The organism is Photobacterium swingsii, from assembly GCF_024346715.1.
GTDB classification, from domain to species: Bacteria; Pseudomonadota; Gammaproteobacteria; order Enterobacterales; family Vibrionaceae; genus Photobacterium; species Photobacterium swingsii.
In genome coordinates, this window is sequence record NZ_AP024853.1 from 1,055,906 (window position 1) to 1,078,922 (window position 23,017).

Consider the following 23,017-nt stretch of genomic DNA (forward strand, 5'->3'; position numbering starts at 1 on the left):
AGAAAAGAGGTATATTTTCATATACCTCTTTGATCTTATTTCTCTCCCGTCAGTTCTGCTGACAGATCTAATCGTATTTACCAGTGCTCAAAGTAAATATGGCTCGCTTGCCAATCAACTTTTTGCGGATCGTCTGTGAGCAGAGCTTTTGCCACAGTGAAAGCAAATTCAAAGCTAACCCCTAAGCCTTTGCCACTGATAAATTTACCGTCGATCACCACTTTTTGATCGACAAAATTGCCATCAGCAAACTTCTTCTCAAGGCCACCACCTGTGGTGTAATTACGCCCTTGTAACAAGTTATTCGCCGCTAACACTTTAGCGCCTGATGAGCATAAGGCGCAGATGTATTTGTCGGCCTCAATATGCTGCTGCAAAAACTCAACCACCATAGGGTTAGCCGATAAATTATCCGTTCCTTTCGGGCCGCCAGGCATCATCACGGCATCGTAAGTTTGATGGCATTTATTGGCTAAGGTGTCATCGGCACTGATCCGTGTTTCAAAGTAGGTTTGCAGCGCCGTGGTTTCCATGCACGACAGCACATCCACCTTAATATCTAAACGACGCATAATGTCGATAAAGACAACCGCTTCACCTTCTTCAAAGCCGTCTGCCAACAGTACCGCTACGTGTTTTTCCATCTTGTTCGCTCCTATTCGCTTTGGCTCTGGTTTAGACCGAGCAGCGCGCACGTTTCACGTACATTATTTGCTATCGTCGGCCAATCATTGGCACGAATGGCAGCGGTTGGTGCTATCCAAGTTCCACCACACGTAAAGACTTGAGGAATAACCAAATACTCCATTAAATTGGCAGGCTTAACACCGCCTGTTGGCATTAATTGAATATTGCCATAAGGGCCAGTGAGTGATTTCAGCATGCTGATCCCACCTGAGGCTTCGGCAGGGAAAAACTTCATGGCTTGAATGCCCATCTCCAAGGCCTGTTCCACTTGGCTCGGATTATTAACACCAGGAATAATTTTGATGCCCTTTTCTAGACAATGCTTAACGGTATTGGGATTAAAGCCAGGGCTCACCACAAAATCAGCGCCTGCTGCCATTGCCGCGTCTGCCTGTTCGCCCGTTAATATCGTGCCAGCGCACAAGGTGATCTCAGGGTAAGCAGCACGAATTTGCGCGATAGCATCAGCGGCGGCTTCGGTACGAAACGTAATTTCAGCCGCTGGCAAACCATTTTCCATCAGCACTTTCGCCAAAGGGACTGCATCTTTCGCATCTTCAATTTGAATAACCGGCATCACACGCAGCGCCCGTAACGCATCTATCCATGTATTAGTTTTCATTTACTTCACTCATCGCTGTCGTTATATGATTAATTTGGTTAGTGGGCACAATCGCGCCTTTGCATTGAATAACTTGGGCGGCTAATGCATTGCCCCAATAACACGATTCCGCCATAGACATGCCATGGCACCACGCCGCTAAATAAGCGCCATTAAAGGAATCACCTGCCGCTGTTGTATCAACAACTTGGTCAACTTTCTGACCCGCCACAACACCTCGCTCTTGGTGACAAGACCACATCGCACCGTCAGCCCCCAACTTCACCACCACTTGGTCAATCCCCAAATGATGAAGACGATCGGCAATCTGCTCTGGTGGCGTATTGTCTTGATCAAGCAATAAGTCTTCATCATCAGCTGTCACCAGCGCGATATCGCTGAGTTGATAAAGACGGTCTAGCCACTTACGCGCATCACTGGGATTCGGCCATAAACGCGGACGATAATTCGAGTCCACGGCAATTTTCACGTTATGTTGTTTTAACGAAGCCAAAGCATGCAACAGCGCCGTTTTACCTTCATCAGGTAGAATCGCTAGCGATATACCCGACAAATAAATAAGGTCCATGGTTTTAAGCTGCTCAACGACAGCAAAAAAGCCATTGTGCTCGCACAAATATCGCGCGGCAGAATCGTTACGCCAGTAATGAAAACTACGCTCGCCAAAATCATCAATTTGAATGGCATAAAGCCCCGGCAGCTTACCTTCCATCGTCAGTACCAGAGAAGTATCAATGCCTTCTTGCTGCCACATAGCTCGCATGTTTTGGCTGTAGCTATCACAACCTAAGCCTGTAACGTAATAAGGTGTTAGCCCAGTGCAAAGGCGGGAAAGATAAACGGCAGTATTGAGCGTATCGCCACCATAGCTTTGCATTTGACTTTCAAAAGGCTTACCACTGAGTTCAATCATGCATTCGCCAATAATGGCAACTTTCTTTTGGGAAGTGGGTTGTCGCATCTTCATCATTTATTGACCTAACGAATCAGATTAAAAAAAGGGCTATGGTATTAGCGATGGGGGGAACACCAATATTCATAGCCAGGAGCATTAAGATAGTGTTTTGTAAATTGTCAGAGTTACGCAGGTATTAGAGTTTTCCTTCGCTACCACATACGCGAATTTTGTCGATCACCACTTGTTTCATTGCCGCCTTACCCGGAACAATGTAATGACGAGGATCGTTAGCTGATGGGTTATCAAGGAAGTACTGTTTAACGGCATCAGAGAAGGCAATCTTCAACTCAGTCGCCACATTAACCTTGGTGATACCCAATTCAATGCAACGGCGAACATCTTGATCTGGCACGCCAGATGCGCCATGTAACACCAAAGGCACATCCGTTTTACTGCGAATAATGCCAAGACGATCAAAGTCTAAACATGGTTCTTCTTTGTACATACCATGTGCAGTACCAATCGCAATCGCTAGCGAATCAATGCCCGTTTTTTCGATAAACTCAATGGCGTTATCAGGATCGGTAAACAGGGCATCTTTGCTATCAACAATCAGATCGTCTTCCTGACCACCTAAACGACCTAACTCAGCTTCAACCGAGCAGTCCCAACGGTGACAGAACGCCACCACTTTTTTAACCAATTCAATATTTTCTTCAAAAGGTAAGTGTGAACCATCAATCATGGCTGACTTAATACCCGCTTCGATTTTTTGGCGAATATCGGTATACGACTCATGATGATCGAGGTGTAAAGCAATGGGCATTTCATAACGCTTGGCCGCTTCTTTACAAATTCCAACTAAATAGTCAGTACCCGCATAAGAAAACGTGCCCGGTGTACCCGCTAAGATAACCGGTGAACGCATCTCTGCTGCGGTTTCCACAACAACCTGTACCGTCTCTAGATTGTGAATATTGAATGCAGGGACGGCATAGCCACCAAGCTGCGCTTTGTGAAGCATTTCACGCGATGAAACCAAAAACATATAAAACCCCTAAAGACCTTCGTTAACTTTCGCTTTAATCTTATTCGAAAAAGAAAGAAAGTAAATAGATCAAGATCACACTACACTTTCAAAGTGAAAACTTACGAAACTAAAAGAAATGTGACATTTTCGATGTGTAACAGGTAATGCCTTTACGTAAAAGGTTGTTTTTAGGCCTTAACGCCCTGCCACTAACCACTTCTAACGCCTTATCAGCTAGATTTTGTCGTAATAAACGGCGTGATAATGGCGTCTGCTCTTGGGTGTAGTCACTCAAAAACAAAACCGTTACCTCTTTCGTTTTGAAAGTTCCGATAACATGGGCGTCTATGGCTGGGATTTGAAAGTCAAAATCGCCTTTTTCTATCTCTAATGGCAGCTCTTGTGCTTGCCACAAGCCAGTACGCCCGCCTACATAAAGAGCTATGTTCAACGCGCGCAGCGACCAAAAACTACTGGCAGGGCCGCTATAATTGTCAACTAAGCGGCTATCATCGTCGAAAACCCCTTGGGTTGGAGCACCTGACTTAAGCGCGCCATTCGCAATGAAGTATTGAAGATTAGTGCGAAAAGCGCGTTTTGCTTCACCTATCTCTATCGCACTCGATTGTTGATCGACAGCAGCCAACAAGGGCACAGCAGCAGACAAGCGATAACAGGCACTTCGGCCAAACAAGGGCAAACCTTGAGGAGTAAAGAAGTAACGATAACCCGCCACAAAATCACTCATGGCTTGGTGAATAAAGGTCGCGTCGTAGTCAGGATCAATCTGATCGATCCAGTACAGAGAATAGAAAAAGCCCCACACATTGTAATAGTCGTAATTGCCATTCGCGCCGTCACGGAACCAGCCATCACCGACATAAAACTCTTTTATTCTTTGATATTTACTGTGATCAACCCACTCTTTACCGGTTAAATCTTTCAACACGAAACTTACGGTTAAGGTGAAAAGCTGCCAGTTATTATCCAGTGTTTTAAGTGGCGGAATTTGTTCAAACCACGCGGCAATTTGCTGTTGTTGCTGGGTATCCAGTTGCTGCCAAATATGCGCTTTGGTCAGCCAGAGGGTTAACGCTAAATCTGCACTTTCACAAATTCGCTGATCATAGTCGTGCAATGTGCCCCAGTAGCCTTTATGACTCGGATCCGTTCCTGCTAGCAATGCTGTGCGGATAATGTTTACCACATCAATCGACTTACCATTTAAACCTTGTAAAGGCGTGTACTCGCCCTCTTGACTATGAAGCCAAGTCGCCAAGGTTGGAAGCACGCGGCTAACGCCTTCGATAGCATCTGTACGCGCGGTCTGTTGGCTCGGCCGACCGGGGTAATAGGCGTGGGTATAATCCCATACTGCATAATGTTCAAAGGCTTCCGCAGTATAAGCCACCAAGGCTTCGCATTGCGCTTTCAGTGACGCGCCATCGTTACTGAACAACTTACGAATGGTTTCATCATGCTGCTGATAGGCCGACTTGCGATGACACAAGCGCACGATGTTTTCCTTAAATAGCTTGAAATACATGGCCGCATCAGGGTGTTCATAGGGGATGGTTGGCCGCGGCGTCGCAGCAATAGTCTTAGGCATGGGATGTCTCTTTACAGGTAGAAGCAGATAAAGAAAGGCCTCCGAAGAGGCCTAATTACACGTTACTTGGCAGAATCAGTCAGAATTTGGTAGCGATCTTGCCCCCAAGCGATTGGTGCTGGCTTGGTTTTAATCCAATCGTAAAAAGCCATTTTCAGCTCTTTCATTTTTTCTGGGTATTGCTTAGCGAGGTTTTTCGACTCAGCAGGATCTTTGGCATAGTTGTAAAGCTCGTACTCACCTTTGCCATCATCGTAATAATGCAAAGACCAGTTCTGATCTTTAATCGCCCACTCCCCTTTTGAATGCTTTTCAATGTAAGGGCTTGGAATGAATTCATTGGTCTCGTAAGTGATCCATTTCCAGTAGTTACTCCAAAAATCAGCATTACTTGAATCGTAGTGAAGTGCGCGTGGACCCGCCCAGTACAAGTAAGGGTGCGGTTGCTCAGCCTTGCCTTTTAGCAAGGGCATAATGTCTTTACCGTCCACTTTCATTTCTGTTGGGATCTTAATACCTGCAGCCGCCAGTGCGGTTGGCAGAATATCCATTGCAGAAATCATCGTATTATCTGAACGGCCTTCTGGAAGATGACCTTTCCAGTGGGCAATAAACGGAACATGTACCCCGCCACGGTAACGCTGGCCTTTAAATGCGCGATCCATGCCGTTCATTGGCATAGGTGATTCATGCACGGCGCCGTTATCTGAAAGGAAGAAGATCAGGGTGTTCTCGTACTCACCCATTTCTTTCAATTTAGCGATGATTTTGCCGATTCCTTCATCCGACGCATTCACGTGGGCATAGTACTTATCGACTTCAAGATTACCGGTATTAAAGCGCTCCATGAACTTAGCAGGTGCCGGCTGTTCTAGCGGAATATGTGGCACGCTGTAAGCTAAGTTGATGAAGAAAGGCTGCTTTTCTTTATCCGCTTTTTCAATAAACTGGATCGCCTCATTGGTCAGGTTATAAGTGAGGTAACCTGGCGCTGGCGCACTCTTTCCATTACGGAATACGGTCGGTGAATTATATAACGCAGCGCCTGACACATAGTAGCTGTAGGAATAATCGAAGCCACGCTCTTCAGGGCCGTAGCCTGGTTCAGCAAGCGAGATTTGATTATCGTGGTAATCACGACTTTGTTCATCTTTAGGTATGAACTCTTTGCGGACTTTGGCGTTGTGGTACTTACCAATATTGGCCGTTGCATAACCGTTTTCATTCATTAATGCAGGCAGCAGTTTGATATCAAGCGGGATCCCCAGCTTGGCATCATCATTACTGTAGGTACCAAAACTATGAGGGAAACGGCCTGTCATCATACCTGCACGAGAAGGGCCACAAACAGGGGTTGCAACGTAGGCATTCGTCATCCGCACGCCTTCATTGGCTAGCTGGGTGATGTTTGGCATCGAGCGCTTCGCCGCATCATAAAGCTGGTCAAAATCGCCGTCGTAGCGCGCGGGTACCGGACGCTTAACCAATTCATCTTTATTTATATTATCTAGGGCAAAGTCCAATTGCGCAGACCCAAGATCATCCATCACAATCAATAACACATTGGGTTGTTCCACTTTTTCTGCCGCCTGACTCAGGGTCGGGGTAACAGCACAAGCAGCCGCAACAAAACCAGCCAGTATGGTTTTTTTCGGCAGTAACAGATTCATTCTCTACTCCTTTATTTGAGGGTTAACTGTTGATTTGAAACCGAGTAAAACTAACGAGGTTGCTCGCTATGCTTTAAATTCTTGAGAGTCGCCATTACGCTTGCGGCAACACCACCACGCTGAATTTCTTGAGTCATTAAGTGCATGGCTGGCGCTGTATGGTGGAAAATGCGTTGATAAGAAGCGCACAGATAATTCTGCTTATATTTCTCGCCTTGAATGGGCGAAATGCGGTGTTTAGGGCAACCGCCATAACACAATGCATGGACTTCACATTGCTGGCATTTATCGGTCAATTTGGTCTGCTTGGCTTTGCCAAATCGCAGTTGCTGTTTGCTGGTTGCTAGCGAGGCGATGTTCGTGGTTGCGATATTGCCCAATTTATTGGCGGGGTAAACGTAATGGTCACATGAATACATGTCGCCATTGGCTTCCAAGATCATGGCTTGACCACACTCTTTGGATTGCACGCACACCGAAGCTGGGTAACCCATCCAAGTGGCGAGAATACTATCGAACATACGGACAAACACAGTACCGACATCCTCTTTCACCCACTCATCGAATACATCCGTCATAAACTGGCCATAGCCTTTAGCAGGCACAGAAAAGTGGGCTAATTTGGCGTCTAAATTTAGGGTGTAATGGCCGCTGGCCGCGCTTTGGCAGCTAGGCTCAACTTCAACAATGGGAATAAATTGCATGAACTGCGCGCCTAATTGTTTTAGCGCGAGATAGGTTTCCTTACCACGGTGCCAGTTCTTATCGTTAATCACCGTGAGGGTATTGAACTCAACCTGATACTCTTTGAGTAAATCAATCGCTTGCTTAACACGCGCAAAGGTTGGTTTTCCGTTTACCGAAATACGATACTGATCGTGCACCTCGGCTACACCATCAATCGACACCCCAATCAGAAAGTTATGTTGCTTGAAAAATGCCGCCCACTGGCGATTAATCGCTATCGCATTGGTCTGAAAACTGTTGGTAATGGTTTTGCCGTTGGCATACTGCGCTTGGTATTTCACAACCGATTCATAAAATGCCAATCCCGCCAGTGTTGGCTCACCTCCTTGCCATGCAAAATCGATGGTATCGGCATCTTGAGATCGAATGTAATCACGCACATAGCGCTTTAGCATCCCATCCGACATACGATCAGATGACATGCCCGCAGGCGTAACCTCACCGCCATCGAGCATGGTTTCTTTTTCAAGATAGAAGCAATAATCACACTTTAAGTTACAACGATAACTCGCAGGCTTTGCCATCATATGAAAACGGGCGTTCTGTGTTTGCTTCATCGTAATTCCATTTCTCGAATCGAAGGAGTTTGAAAATACTACGAAAGAAATCGTAAGAATAAAATGACAAAAGTCACAATAAAGACTATTTCAAAAGCAACTGAAAGAAAGAGAAAAGCTAAAGATCGATATCAATCGAAAATGAAAGATGTAAAGCGAAGGAAGTGAAAGGCGTATGCAGCACTATTGGGGGTGCTACATCGGGAGTTGACATGGTGGAGAGAATATAAGGAGGGGCTAATATCTAGGCACTTCAATGTTAGAGCTTTGATCTTACTTCTCTTTAACTATTAGAAATATCATCTTGAAAGGGATAACTATTAACGAGCTGAAAACCTTTAAGATGAAGAGCGTTAGATTCAGTTAAATTATCAACGAATGCTCCGCTGTCATATCAGCCAGAAAATATGCAACCAACGGCATCGAAAATGTTAATATAATCTATCAAATTGAAAATAAAGGGGTATTGTTAGTTTGAAGGCAAATCAAAATATAGTGTATTCATTGGTACTTTTATTTTTAACTTTCCCTAGAATCAGTTTGGCAAACCTATCAGTGCTGTCAGATGAACATCTCTACGATTCAGAGGTTGTTAACACAAGCCAATGCCTTTCATTATATACACAAGCTTACTCTGATAATGCTCTATCTGAGTATTGGAATAGTATTCAACTTGCGCAATCACAATTGCAGCTGGCTATTGAAAACAAACCAAGCATGGTTGTGGCGAATTCAATCGCACAGGGAGTCTTAAGGAGTGAGAAGACTCGCACTGATAAACCAAGTGTGTTCGGGCTGGTTTTCTCATGTAGTATGTACCACCATCCTAATGATAAGGATTTCTGGGCTGAAGTACTAACGTCTATGAAGTGAAAAAGTAATCATGTCATGAAGGATATTGCTTAATCATCAAAGGCGTTGTCGAATATAGCGTGTTTCAACCTTTGGTGAGAACACGCTCTTCACATAGACGGTGTTTCGTCCGTCATCAATAACACGCCAGTGGGCATTTAGCTTAATAAAGATTAATGCGCACTAATTCAGGCTTGACTGCATCACCCAAGAACTAAGGGAGTTCAACTTGAACGATATACTCTAGCCAAGTCTCGTTCCACCTCCACTAGCGGGTGCTTGACGTCATATCGACAAACCTCATCAATTGTTTCAGAAACATTTTGCCACACTAGATATATCTCATTGCTAGATAAAGTGAGGTCCTCTGACTGAGCCAGCGAGTCTATTGCATCCTTGACTGCACTGTGATTTAAGTATGGGCTAAGCGACTGAATCAAATTGGCTCTATGGTTAATCCTCATATCTTTATTTAACCAATTTTTTCGATAATCGTCATAATCCACTCCGATGTAGCCCCGATTTCCTGTCATAACATCCCATAAGTTCAAAAATAAGCATTTGATATTACGAGCTATCAGAGACTCATTTTGCCTTAGAAAATGTGGGTATCTTGCATTCTTGATTCTTTTCACAATGCACCTCTGCCAGATATATGTTGAACCTCAACTATTGTTTCGTAAATTCGATTTGAAATAACAACTCAACTAGGTCAACTGAGCTAACATCATCCCATCTCAAGTAGCTTTCCAGAGAACTGGTTCCAGAGTCTTTACCCAAAACTTTAAAACATATAGCTTGATGGTCTGCCGATGCAGAAACCCAGACTTTTCCACCTTGTTGACAAAAGTATGTTGAACCTTTTAGCTCATCTCTTTGAATACGTTTCTTCCACGTATCAACTCTTTGGGTGGTTATTTTTAAACTCATGGTATCCTCATAAACCAAGTTGAAGTAGCAAATCGTAATCCGCGTTGGCTCATGTTACCTAGGTTATAAAAATTTAGTCAAATCAAAGCACATTGCAGTTTTATAATAAAAAGAGAGAGCCCATTCAGGGGAATAAACGTGCTAGCCATGAGCACACAAGCGCGCCTCTGCACATTTCCAGCGAGCTCCCTACTTTCGCATAACAGTTACACCGCCTACCACTTGATCAGCACAAGCCCAATTAACTGTCGATGCAAAAGGTAACGAGTGCAAAACAGCAACAACGTTAAAATATTAAACCACACCAAGTGTAATCTTTCACAACACATACGAAGCATCACTTTTGAAAGTAACCACCAGCCAATAACGAAAACAGATAAGTCAAAAAAATCAAATCAAATCCAACAACGAAATATTATGAAATGTGATAACCGATCAAAAACCACAAATGAAACCATTTGAAAGCCATTGATTGCTATTCAGTGTGAGGTCGCTCAACAAAACGCTATAACACTTTCATTACCCTTCGTTATCAAATAACGTAAGTAAGGGAAAACAATGAACACAACAAAATGGTGTAAGCCAAGCTACCTCGCAGTGAGCTTGTTATTGGCCTTAACGGGCTGTAATAGCGAAAATGTTGAAAGCGACAAAGGCGGAGCAGGAAAAACCGAACCCGGCGGGTATATGTATTTTTTTGAACATGGACTCCCCTCGTCGATTACAACAACGTCGATAAAGCCATTAACGATCAGCAATAAACACTTCAAAGATGGTAATAATGCTTTGCAGTGGCGTTTTAACCCTAATAGCCAATTAGTTTTCTCCCAAGATATTGGCTACAAAACCGATGACAGTGACATCACCCCCTACACTTTCATGGCGTGGATCTACAACGAAACGCCATCCGATAAGTCACTGACATTTCAATTTGGCACCGATGACAACCAGCAAAGCCAATTTAGCTATGGCTTAAACTTCAAAGGGTGGCGCGGTATATCTGTGCCGTTTAGAGATATGAAAGGCACGCCTAGCGCAGGCATGAACCGCTTAACCGTCACAGCTCCCGACACCAACGGCACGCTCTATTTTGATCAGGCAATGATGGCAGTTCCTGTCGATAACCGTTGGCCAACCGCCGATATTCAGCAGCCTTTTGTTAACCCGAATGTCGTTAACATGGCCAGTAAAAACTGGACGGCATTATTGATGTACGATCAAATGCTGCGCGACCAACAGCCAAGCTTTAACTACGATCTTGCCTTCGATGACAGCCAAGGTGATACCGCTGTCTTGTATCAAAACTTCGATAAACACTTAGGGGTAAATAGTCAGCAAGTCATTTCCCAACAAAAGGTCGATGATAACTTAGCAAAATACCAAGCATTCATGATCAGCCAAAACAGTGATGGCAGCTATGTGGGTAAACCACTCGATCACCCTAAAAGGCACAACTTCCTAAAAACAGGCATAGTGAGTGACGATACTCTGGCCATGCTCACCGACACCATGAGTATTCGGACGCTGGGTAAAACCATGCTTGAAACTGCCAAGTACCTTCGCAGCCTATCGCTATCAACTGAAAACAAAGCGGCGCTAGAAAAAGCCTTCACCGACGCAGCGCGATACGCCTTTGATCAAGGTTGGGAAGGTGGCTCAGGTTTCCAAATCATCACCCATGTTGGCTACCAAACTCGGGAGTTCTTCGATGCATTGTTTGTTGCCCGAAAACTGCTCGCTGAACAAAATCTGCTTCAACAAGCCCAGCAATCCATGATGTGGTTTAACGCGACAGGCCGCGTATATGAACAAGATAAAGACATTAATTCTTCTAACGTGGATATTCTTAATACCCAATTGCAGTGGATGACAAAGAGCTTTTTGTTACTGCCCGATCAGGCGCAGCGCCAAACCATGCTTCATCAGTTGCAGTCATGGTTAAGCACCACGCTATTAAGCTCTGATGGTTTAGGCGGTGGCTTTAAACCCGATGGCAGTGTATTCCATCACTCACAACATTACCCAGCCTACGGCAAAGATGCTTTTGGCGGCTTATCTGGGGTTATTTTTGGTTTAAGCCACAGCAGCTATCAAATATCCCAACAGGCTCATGAAAGGATCAAAGACGTCTTACTCAAAATGCGGGTTTACACCAAAGAAACTCAAACCCCCATTGTATTAAGTGGTCGTCACCCAGACGGTAAGCAAAAGATATCTGCGACCCCATTTAAATGGATGGCACAATCTGGCGAACCTGATCAATCCGAAGCTATCGATCACGAACTTGCTGCGGCCTACGCTAACTTAACCAACAAGCCGAGCTTTGAAGGTATCTCTGCCGAAAAAGAACCGACTGGGGTATGGGCAATGAACTACGCCTCTATGGCGATAGCACGAGGCGCTAACCCTGTTGATACCACACAGTCTTGGCTCGCGACCGCAAGAGGCTTTAGTCGCTATTTAGTGGGCAACGAAACCTATGCTGCCAACAACCTTTATGGGCGTTACCTGCAATATGGTCAACTTGAGATCACACCAGCTGATCTGAGCAAACGGGCGTTTAGCCATGATGGCTGGGACTGGAATCGCTACCCGGGCACAACCACGATTCAAATGCCAAATAACGAACTTCGTGCTCAGTTGAACCAATTGCCGGGAGCTGGCATTGAGGAGATGCTGTTATCTACAGAAAGCTACTCTGGCGCGAATACGCTAGGCAACGACAATGCAATGTTTGCGATGACGCTGCACGGGCATAAAAAATACCAACAGCAGAGCTTCTACGCCCATAAATCCTATTTCATCTTTGGGAATAAAGTGGTCGCGCTGGGTTCTGGCATCAAGAACAATATTGCTGAGCACGAAACCCAAACGACGTTATTCCAGCACAGTGTTAAAAACCTTGAGCCTGTCGAGATCAATGGACAACAAATAGACACCCTTGGTACCGATTCTATCTATGCCAACGACACCACTTTGCTAGACCCAGCAGGCAATCGCTACTTTGTGACCAGCAGTGCGGGACAACAAATCCACTTCACCTATCAAACGCAGCAATCCAATGATGAAGATGATGGCGCACCAACAACAGGTCAATTTGCGACCGCTGTGATAGAGCATGGCAAAGCGCCGACCAATGGTAACTATGAGTATGCGATTAAGATTGCGGCTCAAGATGCTGTGAAACCAATCTATACTGTGCTGCAAAAAGACCAAAAACTGCACGCGGTAAGAACAGAGCAAGGTGTCGAAAGCTATGCGTTCTTTAGCCCAACAACAACCAATCAAGCGGGTTGGGTATTGTCATCGGCAAGCGCGAGCCAAATCATGCTTCAAGCCAGCCCTGCTCAAGATCAGTTGTCACTGAGTGTGGTGAATCCAGATCTCGCGCTCTACCAAGGGCAAGATCCTGACCAAGTAGACGCCAATGGCGAGCAAGTCGAAGTCAGTATCTACGATAGAGATTGGCGCTTTAACCTATCACAACCCGTCAGCAGCGAGTTTACGCTCAAAGGGCAATGGCAACTGATAGGTAGCAACAGTCAAGTCTCTGTCCAATCTACTACCGAAGGAAACACCACAATACGTGTTACCACCAAAGACGCAAAACCTGAAAAATTCATGCTGAAAAAAGTATAAGTAAGAAAAAACCAGCAGCTTATTACAGCTGCTGGTTCTATTTATTAGGATCGAAGCTAGCCTCACACTTTACAAGTGGACGCTCTCGCCTTGGCGATAACCTCTCTTTTCGCTTTTTCAACTGCCGCATAATCTTGCTGCTTCTCTAACGGCCGAATATTACGTAGATAAAGATCAATTGATGAATCACCTTTATGGTGTTTATAACCAACTGGATGAGCTCGCCAACGTTGATCAATAACAGCTTCTTGAGTGAGAAATGGATCCACTTGCTCTGCCAAATAGGATTTAAACTGAGCTCGCATTTGCGTTAACAGTGGATAGAACTCACTCATCTTGCTCAAGTTTTTCTTTTCACCGGGATCCGTCAATAAATCATAGAGTTCTTCGTCATTATCTTCTTGATACACGATGTACTTGTATCGTTCCGTGCGCATCATTCTGCCCGGTTGAATGGTCATTTCCCGATTGGTATGCCACTGAGATACCACTTCTTGACGCCAATTTTCGACCTTTTCTCCACGTAACAGCGGCAACAGTGAGCGGCCATAAAGCTGGGCTGGCGGCGCTATTCCAACGTAATCACATAATGTTGGCAATAAATCACACAAGGAAACCAACTCATTATGAGTTTGACGCGCAGTAATACCTGGACCTGAAAAGACGAGAGGTACATTTGTGGTTTCTTGATAAAACCAATTCATTTTCGTCACTAAACGATGCGCTCCCATTGAGTCACCATGATCAGAAAAAAATACGACTAATGTTTCGTCTTCAAGCCCTCGCTGACGCAAAGTCTCTAATACTTGTTCAATACACTCATCAGCCAACTGGGTGTAATGATAATAAGCCTTTAAATACTGCCTAAAGTTAAGTGCATTCCATTGTGTTGATTGTCTTGTTCGATTATGAGTACAGCACGAATATTGCACAGATTTAGATCGTGTCATTAAATCCGCTTCAGTGTCGAAGTTATCGGGTAATGGCGGTAACTCACCTATCCCCTCTACCTCTCCATGCTCGCCTTCAAAAGCACCAACCCAACCACAAATGTTATGGGGATTATTAAACTCTACTGCCATCATAAATGGCTTTTTACCGTCATACTGCTTTAAATACTTCGCACTTTCTTCAAGGCAATAAACATCCTCTCGACTATCGTAATTGACAGGGAAAGCACTATTCGACGCTAACTCTTTTTCAACTTGCTGTGCTCGTTTAAAGCCATCTAATGAACCATAATCATGCTGCTTGCCAAAGTGAACGCATTCGTAACCAGCTTGAGTAAATATCTGACCTAATGTCGGCATCGATTGTGGAATATTAGGGCTACTATTTGCGTATACGCCTGTTTGATGTGGGAGTTTTCCTGTCCAAAATGAAGCCCGAGACGGAGCACAAAGAGGAAAAGCACAATAGGCCTCTTCAAAGCGGTGACCACGTCGGATTAAGCTATCTATAGCAGGAGTCTTTACAAACGTATTACCGTAGCCTGCCACCGCCTTTTTGGCTAATTGATCTGCTGTAATAATGAGGATGTTCTTGGGGTTAGTCGGGGTATTTAACGCAACAGGTTGGTTTGATTGTGAAAAAGCTTGCACTGGTGAAGTGGCTGCCAACGCACCGCTTACCGCTGCACCTTTCATAAACCGTCTTCGTGTTATAGACATCATTTATCCTTAAATATAAATACATACAGGGTTAAATTTCAGCCACAAGCAATCGTTACAGCGCTTAACTCTGAGTAAAAGAAATAACGACGCTTATATTTAATATGTTTATTAATGGCTAAATATTTATGGTAACTCTCCTTATAAATTGTCAGTCGTTATCTCCTTCTCCAATATTTAAATATAAAAAAAGCCGAGTCATAACGACTCAGCTTTAATCAAATACAAATTAATTACTCGGCAAGCTTTGCAACTTCTGTCGCCGCGAGCATAAATGCCCCAGCGCCATAATCGATATTGTGCTCAAACTTCACATCTCGCGGATTAAAGGCTGGGAGTTGTACCCAGCCCATCATACCGTTGTCGTGAATACAGCCCTGCAAAGCGGCCCATGCTTTTTCAACCACTGGAAGGTAAGTATCACGATCTAGTTGCTCGGTATTAATCCCCCATGCTAAGCCATAACAAAACAGCGCAGTGGCACTGCTTTCAGGTGCAGGGAAACTTTCAGGGTCAAGTAAACTGGTTCGCCAAAAACCATCATCTTGTTGGTATTTCACTACCTCAGCCGCAAGATTATTAAAAAGCTCAAGGTAGCGACCACGTTCGCTATAGTCTTCTGGCATGCGTGCCAATAAGCGCGGTACAGAGGCTAATACCCAACCGATACCTCGGCTCCAGAACACTTTATTGCCATTTGCTTCGCGTAGTTCATTGCCACTGCCGTCTGGAATGTAGCGATGATCGCGGTAGAACAAACCTGTTTCTGGATCAAACAAATGATCAACCGAATCCCAGTAAGCGGTGTTCATGTAATCAAGGTATTTACTGTCACCGGTTTGCTGCGACAAGGCGGCAAAGGCTGGCGGCGCCATAAATAATGAATCACACCACCACCAATCTTTACGTCCGAGCTCTGGGTTCTCAACCATCAGATCCAACGCTTTGATCGTCGGCTCAAGGGCTTCAACTTGATTCACCACAGGGTAAACATCTAGGTATGCCTGACAGCAGATGTGATCATCGGCAAAGCGGGCATTGGGACCCGCGCGGAAACCTGTGTGCAGCGCATAATTCATCACGCCATCAAGGTATTCAGAGTCATCTGTTGCTAGCCATGCTGCTGAGGTACAAGACCAAAACACACCTCGTTCCCAATCGGTATCTTTAATAAAACGGGTTTTGCCACTACGACGGATCACGCTGCGAGTTTGATTGGCCGCTTGGTAACGATATACCCGCTTCATGGTATCGAGAATGGCTTGTTTAGTGCCTAACGTCATCTTGCTTCTCCCTTTTCTTTCGCCTGCTTGCTTGCTTAACGCGCCAACCAACCACCATCAACTGCAATGGTGTAGCCGTTTATATAATCGCTCGCAGAAGAAGCAAGGAATACCGCAGGGCCTTCTAAGTCTGCTGGCAAGCCCCAACGATTCGCAGGAATACGCTCTAAAATTGCTGCATTACGCGCTTCATCCGCACGCAGAGCTGCAGTGTTGTCGGTTGCCATGTAGCCCGGCGCAATCGCATTCACATTGATGTTGTGCTCGGCAAGTTCAGTCGCCAAGGCGCGGGTTAAGCCCATCACCGCTGACTTACTCGCAGTATAAGAAGGAACGCGGATACCGCCTTGGTAAGACAACATTGAAGCGATATTGATGATCTTGCCGCCATTACCCTGCTTAACAAATTGCTTGGCAACAGATTGCGATAAGAAGAACAAGGTTTTCTGGTTAATGTTGATCACATCATCCCAGTCGGATTCTGAGAATTTCAGCAGATCTTCACGGCGAATGATGCCTGCATTGTTAATCAAAATATCAACCTGCCCCATCACCTCAACGGCTTCAGCAACAATGGCTTCAAGCTTATCTTGTTCCATTAGGTTAGCCGTAATGTAGTGGAACTTACGACCCAGTGCTTCCACTTGCTGCTGAGTTTCTGGGGCTGCTTGGTGGCCAATGCCCACAATATTTGCGCCCGCTTTCGCCAGCCCTAACGCCATACCCTGACCAAGACCCGTGTTACAGCCAGTAACGATGGCAACTTTGCCTGAAAGATCAAACATGTTCATTTGGAATTCCTAATTTAAGCTGGGCGGTATAGCAAGCAATAAAAAGCCAATGACTCTTCGCTATACCGCTAATTGAGAGAGTGTGTTACTTCAGATCACTCATTGCGACGTGGTCCATGTCATGGAAGGTTTGGTTCTCTCCCACCATGCTCCAAATAAAGGTGTAAGCCGCTGTGCCAACGCCTGAGTGAATTGACCAACTAGGGCTGATCACCGCTTGTTCGTTACGCATCACAATGTGGCGGGTTTCTTGTGGCTCACCCATGTAGTGGAAAACGATATTGTCATCTTTCATGTTGAAGTACAGGTACACTTCCATACGGCGTTCGTGGGTATGGCACGGCATAGTATTCCAAAGGCTACCCGGTGCTAGCTCCGTCAACCCCATTAATAGCTGGCAAGTCGGCAGAACCGCAGGATGCAGGTACTTATTGATGGTACGAACGTTACAGTTTTCTTGGCTACCTAGGGTTTCTGGCGAGGCATCTTCACGAGTGATTTTACGGGTTGGGTACGTCATGTGGGCTGGCGCGCTGTTCACGTAGAAACGAGCAGGCTGTTGAGCCGAGACACTTTCAAATTTAACCTCTTTAGCCCCTTTGCCCACATAAATGGCTTCACGTGTGCCAATCTCATAGGTTTTGCCATCCACAATGACTAAACCAGGCTCACCGATATTGATCGCACCCAGTTCGCGACGCTCTAGGAAGTAATCAACACCGATTTCTTTACCGCCCTCAAGCATTAATGCTTCGTCAGTCGGTACGGCACCGCCAACAATAATGCGGTCAATGTGACTATAAGTCAGGTTCAGTTGACCTTCTTGAAACATATTTTCGATCAGGAACTGCTCACGAAGCCCTGCTGTGTCGAGTTGTTTAGCGTGTTCGCTATGAATTGGTTGACGAATTTCCATGTTAAACCTCTTATTCATTTGTTTGGCAAGGTACACAACGTTATGTCGTCGTGGCTTTTAGTTACCGCTTTTCATCGCAGCGGCTTGGTAGGCCCATTCACCTTTTAGTAAGGTCCCTTGCACCTGTAATGCTTCATTCATAACAATCAGGCTGGCATCCATGCCTTCGGCAATACTGCCAAGGCGGTGGGCAAGCCCAAGATAATTGGCAGGAACATACGATGCCATTTGCACCGCTTCCCATTCAGGTACATGGCTGTTAAACACCATGTTTCGCAGCGCTTGATCTAAGCTACAAGTGCTACCTGCGAGCGAACCACACTTAGTGCGTGCTGCGCCATCAGTGACAGTAATGGTTTGTGCGCCCAGTAAGTATTCACCATCGGCTAAGCCCCCCGCACGCATACAATCTGTGATTAAGGCAATGCCCTGATACCCTTTCATTCGGTAGGCGAGTTGCATCATGACTGGGTTAACGTGAATACCATCAGCAATCAATTCAGCGAGCATGTCGTGGTAAAGTACCGCGCCACAGCATCCCGGTTCGCGGTGATGTAGCCCTCGCATACCGTTGAAAAGATGAACCCCGCAATCGGCGCCACGGTGATAAGCTTCTGTGACTTGCTCAAAGGTGGCATCTGTGTGTGCCACTGACGATTTGATTTCACGCTCGGTCAGCCAACTGATCGCTTCCATTGCCCCTTTCGCTTCAGGTGCAACTGCCACGCGAAGTAGCGACTCCCCTGCGCTTTGATGCAACTGTTCGAGCTCAGACAATGATGGCGATTTTAAATACGCCGTTGGGTGCGATCCGCGATGAGGTTCGGTGAAATACGGGCCCTCTAAAAAGCTGCCCAGTAGCTCTGCACCTTGGTGCTGAACCCTTGAAGTGAAACGACGAACCTGCTCTAAAGCATTTAGAATATCGGTCCAAGGTGCTGTCACTGTGGTACCGACCCAAGCAACAACACCCGTTTGTGGCAACGCATTGGCGATGGTTTGCAATGCGTTATCGGTTGCATCCATCACATCGGCGCCGTCACGACCATGAATATGAATATCCACAAAGCCCGGCATTAAAGATTGCCCTTCAAGGCGAATAACAGGGCAATCGGTTGGGGTCTCTGCCGTCAGTGCTTCGATTTTTCCATCAGCAATAATGACGAGGGTATCCGTCGCAATACCTTGCTGTGTAAACACCCGATCGGCGTGTAAAGCGTAGCGCATGGTTATAACCCATCTTCACATTCAACAACGGGCTCAGGTTGCATCAGCGCTTCGACTTCTTTACGCATGTCTTGCATACACGAAGTACCAATCTCGAGTAATAATTCCACCAGCACCGGCAATGTCACGTCTTCACGTTCAAAAGCGGCATTAGCGATCATAGGTAAATTCGCACCGCCTATAAGCTCAACGTTTGGCTGATCCATCAAAATCGCCAGCGCACGGTTACACGGTGAACCACCTGGAATATCGGTTAAAAACAGTACCCCTTCACCCGAATCCACATCTTGTGCCGCTTGACGAAGATCCGCTTCAAGTTGCTCTGTCGACATTGATTCTACAAAGTCGATAAACGCCATTTGCTCTTGCTCACCTGCAATCGCTTTTACTGCCGACTGCATCCCAGATGCGAAGTTAATGTGGCCTGAAACAACAATACCAATCATCTTAAAATCCTTGATTAGGGGGGAACTTATCCCCCCAAGCTATTGAAACGTATGGCTTACAAAATGCCGAGGAAGTGACCGACAACACCAGCTGCAAGGGTTGAGAAAATCAACACTGGCGGTTTAGCCCAAAAGCCCGTGCCCTTCACCATCTTGAGCATAAAGAACACCAATGCCAGTGGCAGAATGTTCGGCATGATCTTGTCAAATAAGGCACTTTGTAGTTCAACAACCTTGCCCCCTAATTCGAGTGAGGCCGTGGTCTGGACCCGAATAAAGGTGGCCGATAGCGCCCCGATAACAAAGATACCCATGATATTGGCGGCTTTGGCGAGCTTCTCGGTGGCATCACTCATGTTCACCATGGCGGCAGTACCCGCTCTGTAACCCATGAACATCAAACCGAAGTACACAGCAAAGTGAACAATCTGGTACAAGAAGAAGAACACGAATGGACCCGCAATCGACCCTTCCATCGCAATCGACGCACCCAGTGCCAAAGTCAATGGCATCAAGGTCATGTGGTCAATCGCATCACCGATACCGCCTGTTGGTCCCATACCCGCAACTTTCATCACGTTAACGGTGGATGGTTTTTCTTTGTTCTCTTCCATTGCGATGGCTGTGCCTAGCAAGAAAGTGAACAACTTAGGGCTGGCATTAAAGAACTGCAGATGGTTCTTTAATGATTTCGCAAAATCGCGTTTATTATCACCGTGGATTTTCTTCAGTGCTGGGATGATGGAGTAAGCAAAACCACCTGCCTGCATCCGCTCAAAGTTAAAGTTACCTTCCATGAACAGACCACGTAGCGCACAGATCCAAAGATCTTTTTTCGAAATCACTTTACGTGGTGTGGTGTCTTCGTATGAATCAATATCATCAACCAGACTTTCATGAACCTTGGTGTTTTTACCGGCTAAAGTGCCTGCTGTGATATCAGATGCCATCTTCAAATTCCTCTACTTGTTGGTTGTTTGAACTTCCATTATTTCCACTGAAGAAGTAGTAAAGCGCGGCTGCTGACGCACCTAGAATTGCTACAGCCATAATTGGTAACTTGAGGTATGTTGTCATTACGAAGCCGATGAAGAACACACCCGCCACTTCTTTTGACCACATGATTTTCAGTAACATTGCAAAACCGATTGCTGGAACCATCTTGGCACCAATGCCTAGGCCTTCTAGTAATACTTTCGGCGCGTTTTCATCAATCCAGCTTGCAGCGTGTTCACCAAAGTACACAGTGATGAAAGCAACTAAGGCGTACAGTAAAGAACGTAACGAGATGGTGGTGATCAGTAGTCTGTCTATACCGCCAGAGTCTCCTGATTCAGCAAATTTGTCCGCTTTACCCATGGTGAATGATGTTAGTGCGAAGAAACCAATGACTAACATTTGCATCATGACGGCAATCGGCATACCTACACCCATTGCTACTTCTGCTGATTGGCCTGTCATCACGGCAAAAGCAACAGCAGCAATCGTACCCATGGTCACATCTGGCGGCTGTGCACCAGCGTTAGGCACTAAGCCTAACCATGCCAGTTCCAAGGTTGCACCAGCAATCAGACCAATTTGCATATCACCCATAATCAGACCAACAACAGGACCTGTAATGAGCGGACGGTGGATGTTCAACGCGACATCGTATTTATCGATACCACAGAAGAACGCCCATATTGCGACCAGCGTAGCTTCAAAAAACATGATTTATTCCTTGTTTAAATCTCTGTTTATAGTGAGGTATGACGCGGCTTACGCCGACGTCATGGCAAGTTCAAGAACGTTGACAGGGTTTTGATCCGGCGTGTTTTGCACAGTACAAGTCACACCGCGTTCCACCATACGTTCAAAAGCATTAATATCTTTTTCATCAACCGAGACAGTCTTAGCGATCTGGCGTTTACCCTCATGAAAATGCATATTGCCAACATTGCAATGTGTCAGTGGCACACCACCTTCAACCAAGCGAGCAACATCTGTAGGGTTATTACATAAGATGAAGATCTTCTGTTTCTCTGACGCCTTGTGGATCACATCAATGGTTTTTTGGATAGAGAAAAAACGAACGGCATACTCACCACCGGCTGAAGCTTTCATACCCGCTTGCATAAAGGCGGCGTTTGGCCCTTCAGCAGCATCATCATTAGCAACAAGGATTAAGTTTGCTTCGGTATGCTTACCCCAAGTGATGCGAATTTGGCCATGCAATAGACGCTCGTCGATTCGGGTCCAAACAATGTTAGGTGCAGTCATAAGAGTTCTTCCTGTCTACTTATTAAAGTTATGAATAGTGACACCTTGAACAACGCGGTTTACTTCACCGGTAGGGCAAGGATTATCAGGCGTGTTACCCAGCGCTATAGCACGATGAAATGCATAAATCTGAGCAAAAATAATGTATGGAAATAAGAGCTCGATATCAGTCGCGGCTTCCATGGTAGGGACATGCCAGTAATCACCATTGGTGACTTGGTCATCTAGCTGAGCAGTAATAGCAATGACTTTACGAGCAATCTTGTCGCGACGTAATTCGCTTAACAGATCAAGGTCATATTGACGGGTGTATGGATTGTTTGAGATATACACAACTATCAACGTTTCGTTATCAACAATGGATTTAGGCCCATGACGAAAACCCAGCGGTGAGTCATATGCAGCTACAACTTTGCCCGCTGTCAGCTCAAGAAGCTTTAAAGCAGATTCCTGCGCTAACCCTTGCAAACCACCACTTCCTAGGTAAATGACGCGGCTAATATCTAGCTTTGCCATATTACTGATAGGTATATTAATTTCCTTGATCAGCTCCTCAGAACATAAGGATAACCTTTCAATCTCTTTCGAATGATCACATTTCCCATCAAGAATCGAAAATGCAGCTACCATCATTGAGGAAAAGCTGGAGGTCATCGCAAACGATTTGTCATTGGTTTCTTCAGGCATCAGTAATGCGAAACTGCGGCTATCGTTAGCGCTATTTTTATATAGCAGCCCCTCGGCATTACAGGTCAGCACAAGGTGGTAGCAATGCGTCAGGCATTGGTTCGCTAACTCAACCGCAGCAACACTTTCAGGGCTATTACCTGAGCGAGCAAATGACACCAATAATGTTGGTAGGTCTTCAGCAAAATACTGGTATGGATTGGAAACCAAATCGGTTGTGGCAACGGCTTCAACACGACGGCCAGTTTTCTCTGCTAATGCTGGTGCAAGCGCTCGCCCTGCAAAAGCTGATGTTCCCGCGCCCGTCATCACAATACGTAAATTTTGATGTGCAGATACCTTTGCCATAAAGGCTTCGATCGCAGGCTGGCATTCACTAAACGTCGCCTGCGTTTTACGCCAGCATGAAGGTTGCTGCTCAACTTCTTTAGCGGTCCAGAAAGCACTTAAGCTTTCAAGATCTTGCTCTGAGTAGCCCAGATATTGGTTCATGTAGT

Annotated in this window: 19 protein-coding genes; 1 reads left to right on the forward strand and 18 read right to left on the reverse strand. The window is 45.6% G+C overall.

Features of this window, described 5'->3' with window-relative positions:
- Window positions 1-77: 77 nt before the first annotated feature.
- From OCU77_RS22050 to OCU77_RS22085, 8 genes are all read right to left on the reverse strand, one after another.
- Complete coding sequence (locus OCU77_RS22050; protein ID WP_048897506.1) at window positions 78-644, reverse strand: DJ-1/PfpI family protein; 567 nt, start codon at window positions 642-644, stop codon at window positions 78-80.
- A gap of 11 nt (window positions 645-655) precedes the next feature.
- On the reverse strand, window positions 656-1,309 hold the full coding sequence (locus OCU77_RS22055; RefSeq protein WP_107302587.1) for a bifunctional 4-hydroxy-2-oxoglutarate aldolase/2-dehydro-3-deoxy-phosphogluconate aldolase: 654 nt from the start codon (window positions 1,307-1,309) through the stop codon (window positions 656-658).
- The gene (locus OCU77_RS22060) at window positions 1,299-2,279 is read right to left on the reverse strand and encodes a sugar kinase (RefSeq protein WP_390624775.1); all 981 of its coding nucleotides are present in this window, start codon (window positions 2,277-2,279) and stop codon (window positions 1,299-1,301) included. Before OCU77_RS22060 ends, OCU77_RS22055 begins: the two co-directional genes overlap by 11 nt.
- Before the next feature lie 121 nt (window positions 2,280-2,400).
- Window positions 2,401-3,255, reverse strand: coding sequence for a tagatose bisphosphate family class II aldolase (locus tag OCU77_RS22065; RefSeq protein ID WP_048897505.1), 855 nt, complete (start codon window positions 3,253-3,255; stop codon window positions 2,401-2,403).
- Window positions 3,256-3,364: 109 nt separating this feature from the next.
- Window positions 3,365-4,846, reverse strand: coding sequence for a DUF2264 domain-containing protein (locus tag OCU77_RS22070; RefSeq protein WP_048897504.1), 1,482 nt, complete (start codon window positions 4,844-4,846; stop codon window positions 3,365-3,367).
- A gap of 62 nt (window positions 4,847-4,908) precedes the next feature.
- Entirely contained in the window at window positions 4,909-6,516 is a 1,608-nt protein-coding gene (locus OCU77_RS22075) for a sulfatase family protein (RefSeq protein WP_048897503.1), read from the reverse strand.
- A 50-nt stretch (window positions 6,517-6,566) separates the two neighbouring features.
- Window positions 6,567-7,820, reverse strand: a complete 1,254-nt coding sequence (locus OCU77_RS22080) for an anaerobic sulfatase maturase (protein WP_048897502.1) — start codon at window positions 7,818-7,820, stop codon at window positions 6,567-6,569.
- 1,521 nt (window positions 7,821-9,341) lie between these two features.
- On the reverse strand, window positions 9,342-9,602 hold the full coding sequence (locus tag OCU77_RS22085) for a hypothetical protein (protein ID WP_048897499.1): 261 nt from the start codon (window positions 9,600-9,602) through the stop codon (window positions 9,342-9,344).
- A 558-nt stretch (window positions 9,603-10,160) separates the two neighbouring features.
- Here OCU77_RS22085 and OCU77_RS22090 point away from each other — a divergent pair.
- On the forward strand, window positions 10,161-13,241 hold the full coding sequence (locus tag OCU77_RS22090; protein WP_048897498.1) for a chondroitinase family polysaccharide lyase: 3,081 nt from the start codon (window positions 10,161-10,163) through the stop codon (window positions 13,239-13,241).
- A 62-nt stretch (window positions 13,242-13,303) separates the two neighbouring features.
- Here OCU77_RS22090 and OCU77_RS22095 read toward each other — a convergent pair whose 3' ends face one another.
- From OCU77_RS22095 to OCU77_RS22140, 10 genes are all read right to left on the reverse strand, one after another.
- Window positions 13,304-14,914 carry a sulfatase-like hydrolase/transferase gene (locus tag OCU77_RS22095; RefSeq protein ID WP_261856006.1) on the reverse strand — a complete coding sequence of 537 codons (1,611 nt, stop codon included), beginning with the start codon at window positions 14,912-14,914 and terminating at the stop codon, window positions 13,304-13,306.
- 230 nt (window positions 14,915-15,144) lie between these two features.
- Window positions 15,145-16,194 (reverse strand): glycoside hydrolase family 88/105 protein, encoded by a 1,050-nt coding sequence (locus tag OCU77_RS22100; RefSeq protein ID WP_048897497.1) that lies wholly within the window; start codon window positions 16,192-16,194, stop codon window positions 15,145-15,147.
- A gap of 35 nt (window positions 16,195-16,229) precedes the next feature.
- Window positions 16,230-16,985 (reverse strand): 2-dehydro-3-deoxy-D-gluconate 5-dehydrogenase KduD, encoded by a 756-nt coding sequence (kduD, locus tag OCU77_RS22105; protein ID WP_048897496.1) that lies wholly within the window; start codon window positions 16,983-16,985, stop codon window positions 16,230-16,232.
- A gap of 85 nt (window positions 16,986-17,070) precedes the next feature.
- Window positions 17,071-17,901: a 5-dehydro-4-deoxy-D-glucuronate isomerase gene (kduI, locus tag OCU77_RS22110; RefSeq protein WP_094958079.1), complete on the reverse strand. Its 831-nt coding sequence runs from the start codon at window positions 17,899-17,901 to the stop codon at window positions 17,071-17,073.
- A 57-nt stretch (window positions 17,902-17,958) separates the two neighbouring features.
- The gene (nagA, locus tag OCU77_RS22115) at window positions 17,959-19,128 is read right to left on the reverse strand and encodes an N-acetylglucosamine-6-phosphate deacetylase (protein ID WP_048897495.1); all 1,170 of its coding nucleotides are present in this window, start codon (window positions 19,126-19,128) and stop codon (window positions 17,959-17,961) included.
- A gap of 2 nt (window positions 19,129-19,130) precedes the next feature.
- Window positions 19,131-19,574 carry a PTS galactosamine/N-acetylgalactosamine transporter subunit IIA gene (agaF, locus tag OCU77_RS22120; protein WP_048897494.1) on the reverse strand — a complete coding sequence of 148 codons (444 nt, stop codon included), beginning with the start codon at window positions 19,572-19,574 and terminating at the stop codon, window positions 19,131-19,133.
- 56 nt (window positions 19,575-19,630) lie between these two features.
- On the reverse strand, window positions 19,631-20,524 hold the full coding sequence (locus OCU77_RS22125) for a PTS system mannose/fructose/sorbose family transporter subunit IID (protein WP_048897493.1): 894 nt from the start codon (window positions 20,522-20,524) through the stop codon (window positions 19,631-19,633).
- Window positions 20,514-21,284 (reverse strand): PTS N-acetylgalactosamine transporter subunit IIC, encoded by a 771-nt coding sequence (gene agaW / locus OCU77_RS22130; protein WP_048897492.1) that lies wholly within the window; start codon window positions 21,282-21,284, stop codon window positions 20,514-20,516. The genes OCU77_RS22125 and agaW overlap by 11 nt, the downstream gene beginning before the upstream one ends.
- 48 nt (window positions 21,285-21,332) lie before the next feature.
- Window positions 21,333-21,833 carry a PTS N-acetylgalactosamine transporter subunit IIB gene (gene agaV / locus OCU77_RS22135; protein ID WP_107302585.1) on the reverse strand — a complete coding sequence of 167 codons (501 nt, stop codon included), beginning with the start codon at window positions 21,831-21,833 and terminating at the stop codon, window positions 21,333-21,335.
- Between the two features lie 15 nt (window positions 21,834-21,848).
- Window positions 21,849-23,012 carry an SIS domain-containing protein gene (locus OCU77_RS22140; RefSeq protein ID WP_048897491.1) on the reverse strand — a complete coding sequence of 388 codons (1,164 nt, stop codon included), beginning with the start codon at window positions 23,010-23,012 and terminating at the stop codon, window positions 21,849-21,851.
- Window positions 23,013-23,017: the final 5 nt, after the last annotated feature.

Excerpts from the sequence above, each read along its gene's own strand:
- OCU77_RS22100 (WP_048897497.1), bottom strand. The coding sequence starts at position 16,194 with ATGACGTTAGGCACTAAACAAGCCATTCTCGATACCATGAAGCGGGTA.
- kduI (WP_094958079.1), bottom strand. The coding sequence starts at position 17,901 with ATGGAAATTCGTCAACCAATTCATAGCGAACACGCTAAACAACTCGAC.
- OCU77_RS22075 (WP_048897503.1), bottom strand. The coding sequence starts at position 6,516 with ATGAATCTGTTACTGCCGAAAAAAACCATACTGGCTGGTTTTGTTGCG.
- OCU77_RS22050 (WP_048897506.1), bottom strand. The coding sequence starts at position 644 with ATGGAAAAACACGTAGCGGTACTGTTGGCAGACGGCTTTGAAGAAGGT.
- OCU77_RS22065 (WP_048897505.1), bottom strand. The coding sequence starts at position 3,255 with ATGTTTTTGGTTTCATCGCGTGAAATGCTTCACAAAGCGCAGCTTGGT.
- OCU77_RS22140 (WP_048897491.1), bottom strand. The coding sequence starts at position 23,012 with ATGAACCAATATCTGGGCTACTCAGAGCAAGATCTTGAAAGCTTAAGT.
- kduD (WP_048897496.1), bottom strand. The coding sequence starts at position 16,985 with ATGAACATGTTTGATCTTTCAGGCAAAGTTGCCATCGTTACTGGCTGT.
- OCU77_RS22085 (WP_048897499.1), bottom strand. The coding sequence starts at position 9,602 with ATGAGTTTAAAAATAACCACCCAAAGAGTTGATACGTGGAAGAAACGT.
- OCU77_RS22125 (WP_048897493.1), bottom strand. The coding sequence starts at position 20,524 with ATGGCATCTGATATCACAGCAGGCACTTTAGCCGGTAAAAACACCAAG.
- OCU77_RS22070 (WP_048897504.1), bottom strand. The coding sequence starts at position 4,846 with ATGCCTAAGACTATTGCTGCGACGCCGCGGCCAACCATCCCCTATGAA.
- OCU77_RS22095 (WP_261856006.1), bottom strand. The coding sequence starts at position 14,914 with ATGATGTCTATAACACGAAGACGGTTTATGAAAGGTGCAGCGGTAAGC.
- OCU77_RS22080 (WP_048897502.1), bottom strand. The coding sequence starts at position 7,820 with ATGAAGCAAACACAGAACGCCCGTTTTCATATGATGGCAAAGCCTGCG.
- nagA (WP_048897495.1), bottom strand. The coding sequence starts at position 19,128 with ATGCGCTACGCTTTACACGCCGATCGGGTGTTTACACAGCAAGGTATT.
- OCU77_RS22090 (WP_048897498.1), top strand. The coding sequence starts at position 10,161 with ATGAACACAACAAAATGGTGTAAGCCAAGCTACCTCGCAGTGAGCTTG.
- agaF (WP_048897494.1), bottom strand. The coding sequence starts at position 19,574 with ATGATTGGTATTGTTGTTTCAGGCCACATTAACTTCGCATCTGGGATG.
- agaW (WP_048897492.1), bottom strand. The coding sequence starts at position 21,284 with ATGTTTTTTGAAGCTACGCTGGTCGCAATATGGGCGTTCTTCTGTGGT.
- agaV (WP_107302585.1), bottom strand. The coding sequence starts at position 21,833 with ATGACTGCACCTAACATTGTTTGGACCCGAATCGACGAGCGTCTATTG.
- OCU77_RS22060 (WP_390624775.1), bottom strand. The coding sequence starts at position 2,279 with ATGATGAAGATGCGACAACCCACTTCCCAAAAGAAAGTTGCCATTATT.
- OCU77_RS22055 (WP_107302587.1), bottom strand. The coding sequence starts at position 1,309 with ATGAAAACTAATACATGGATAGATGCGTTACGGGCGCTGCGTGTGATG.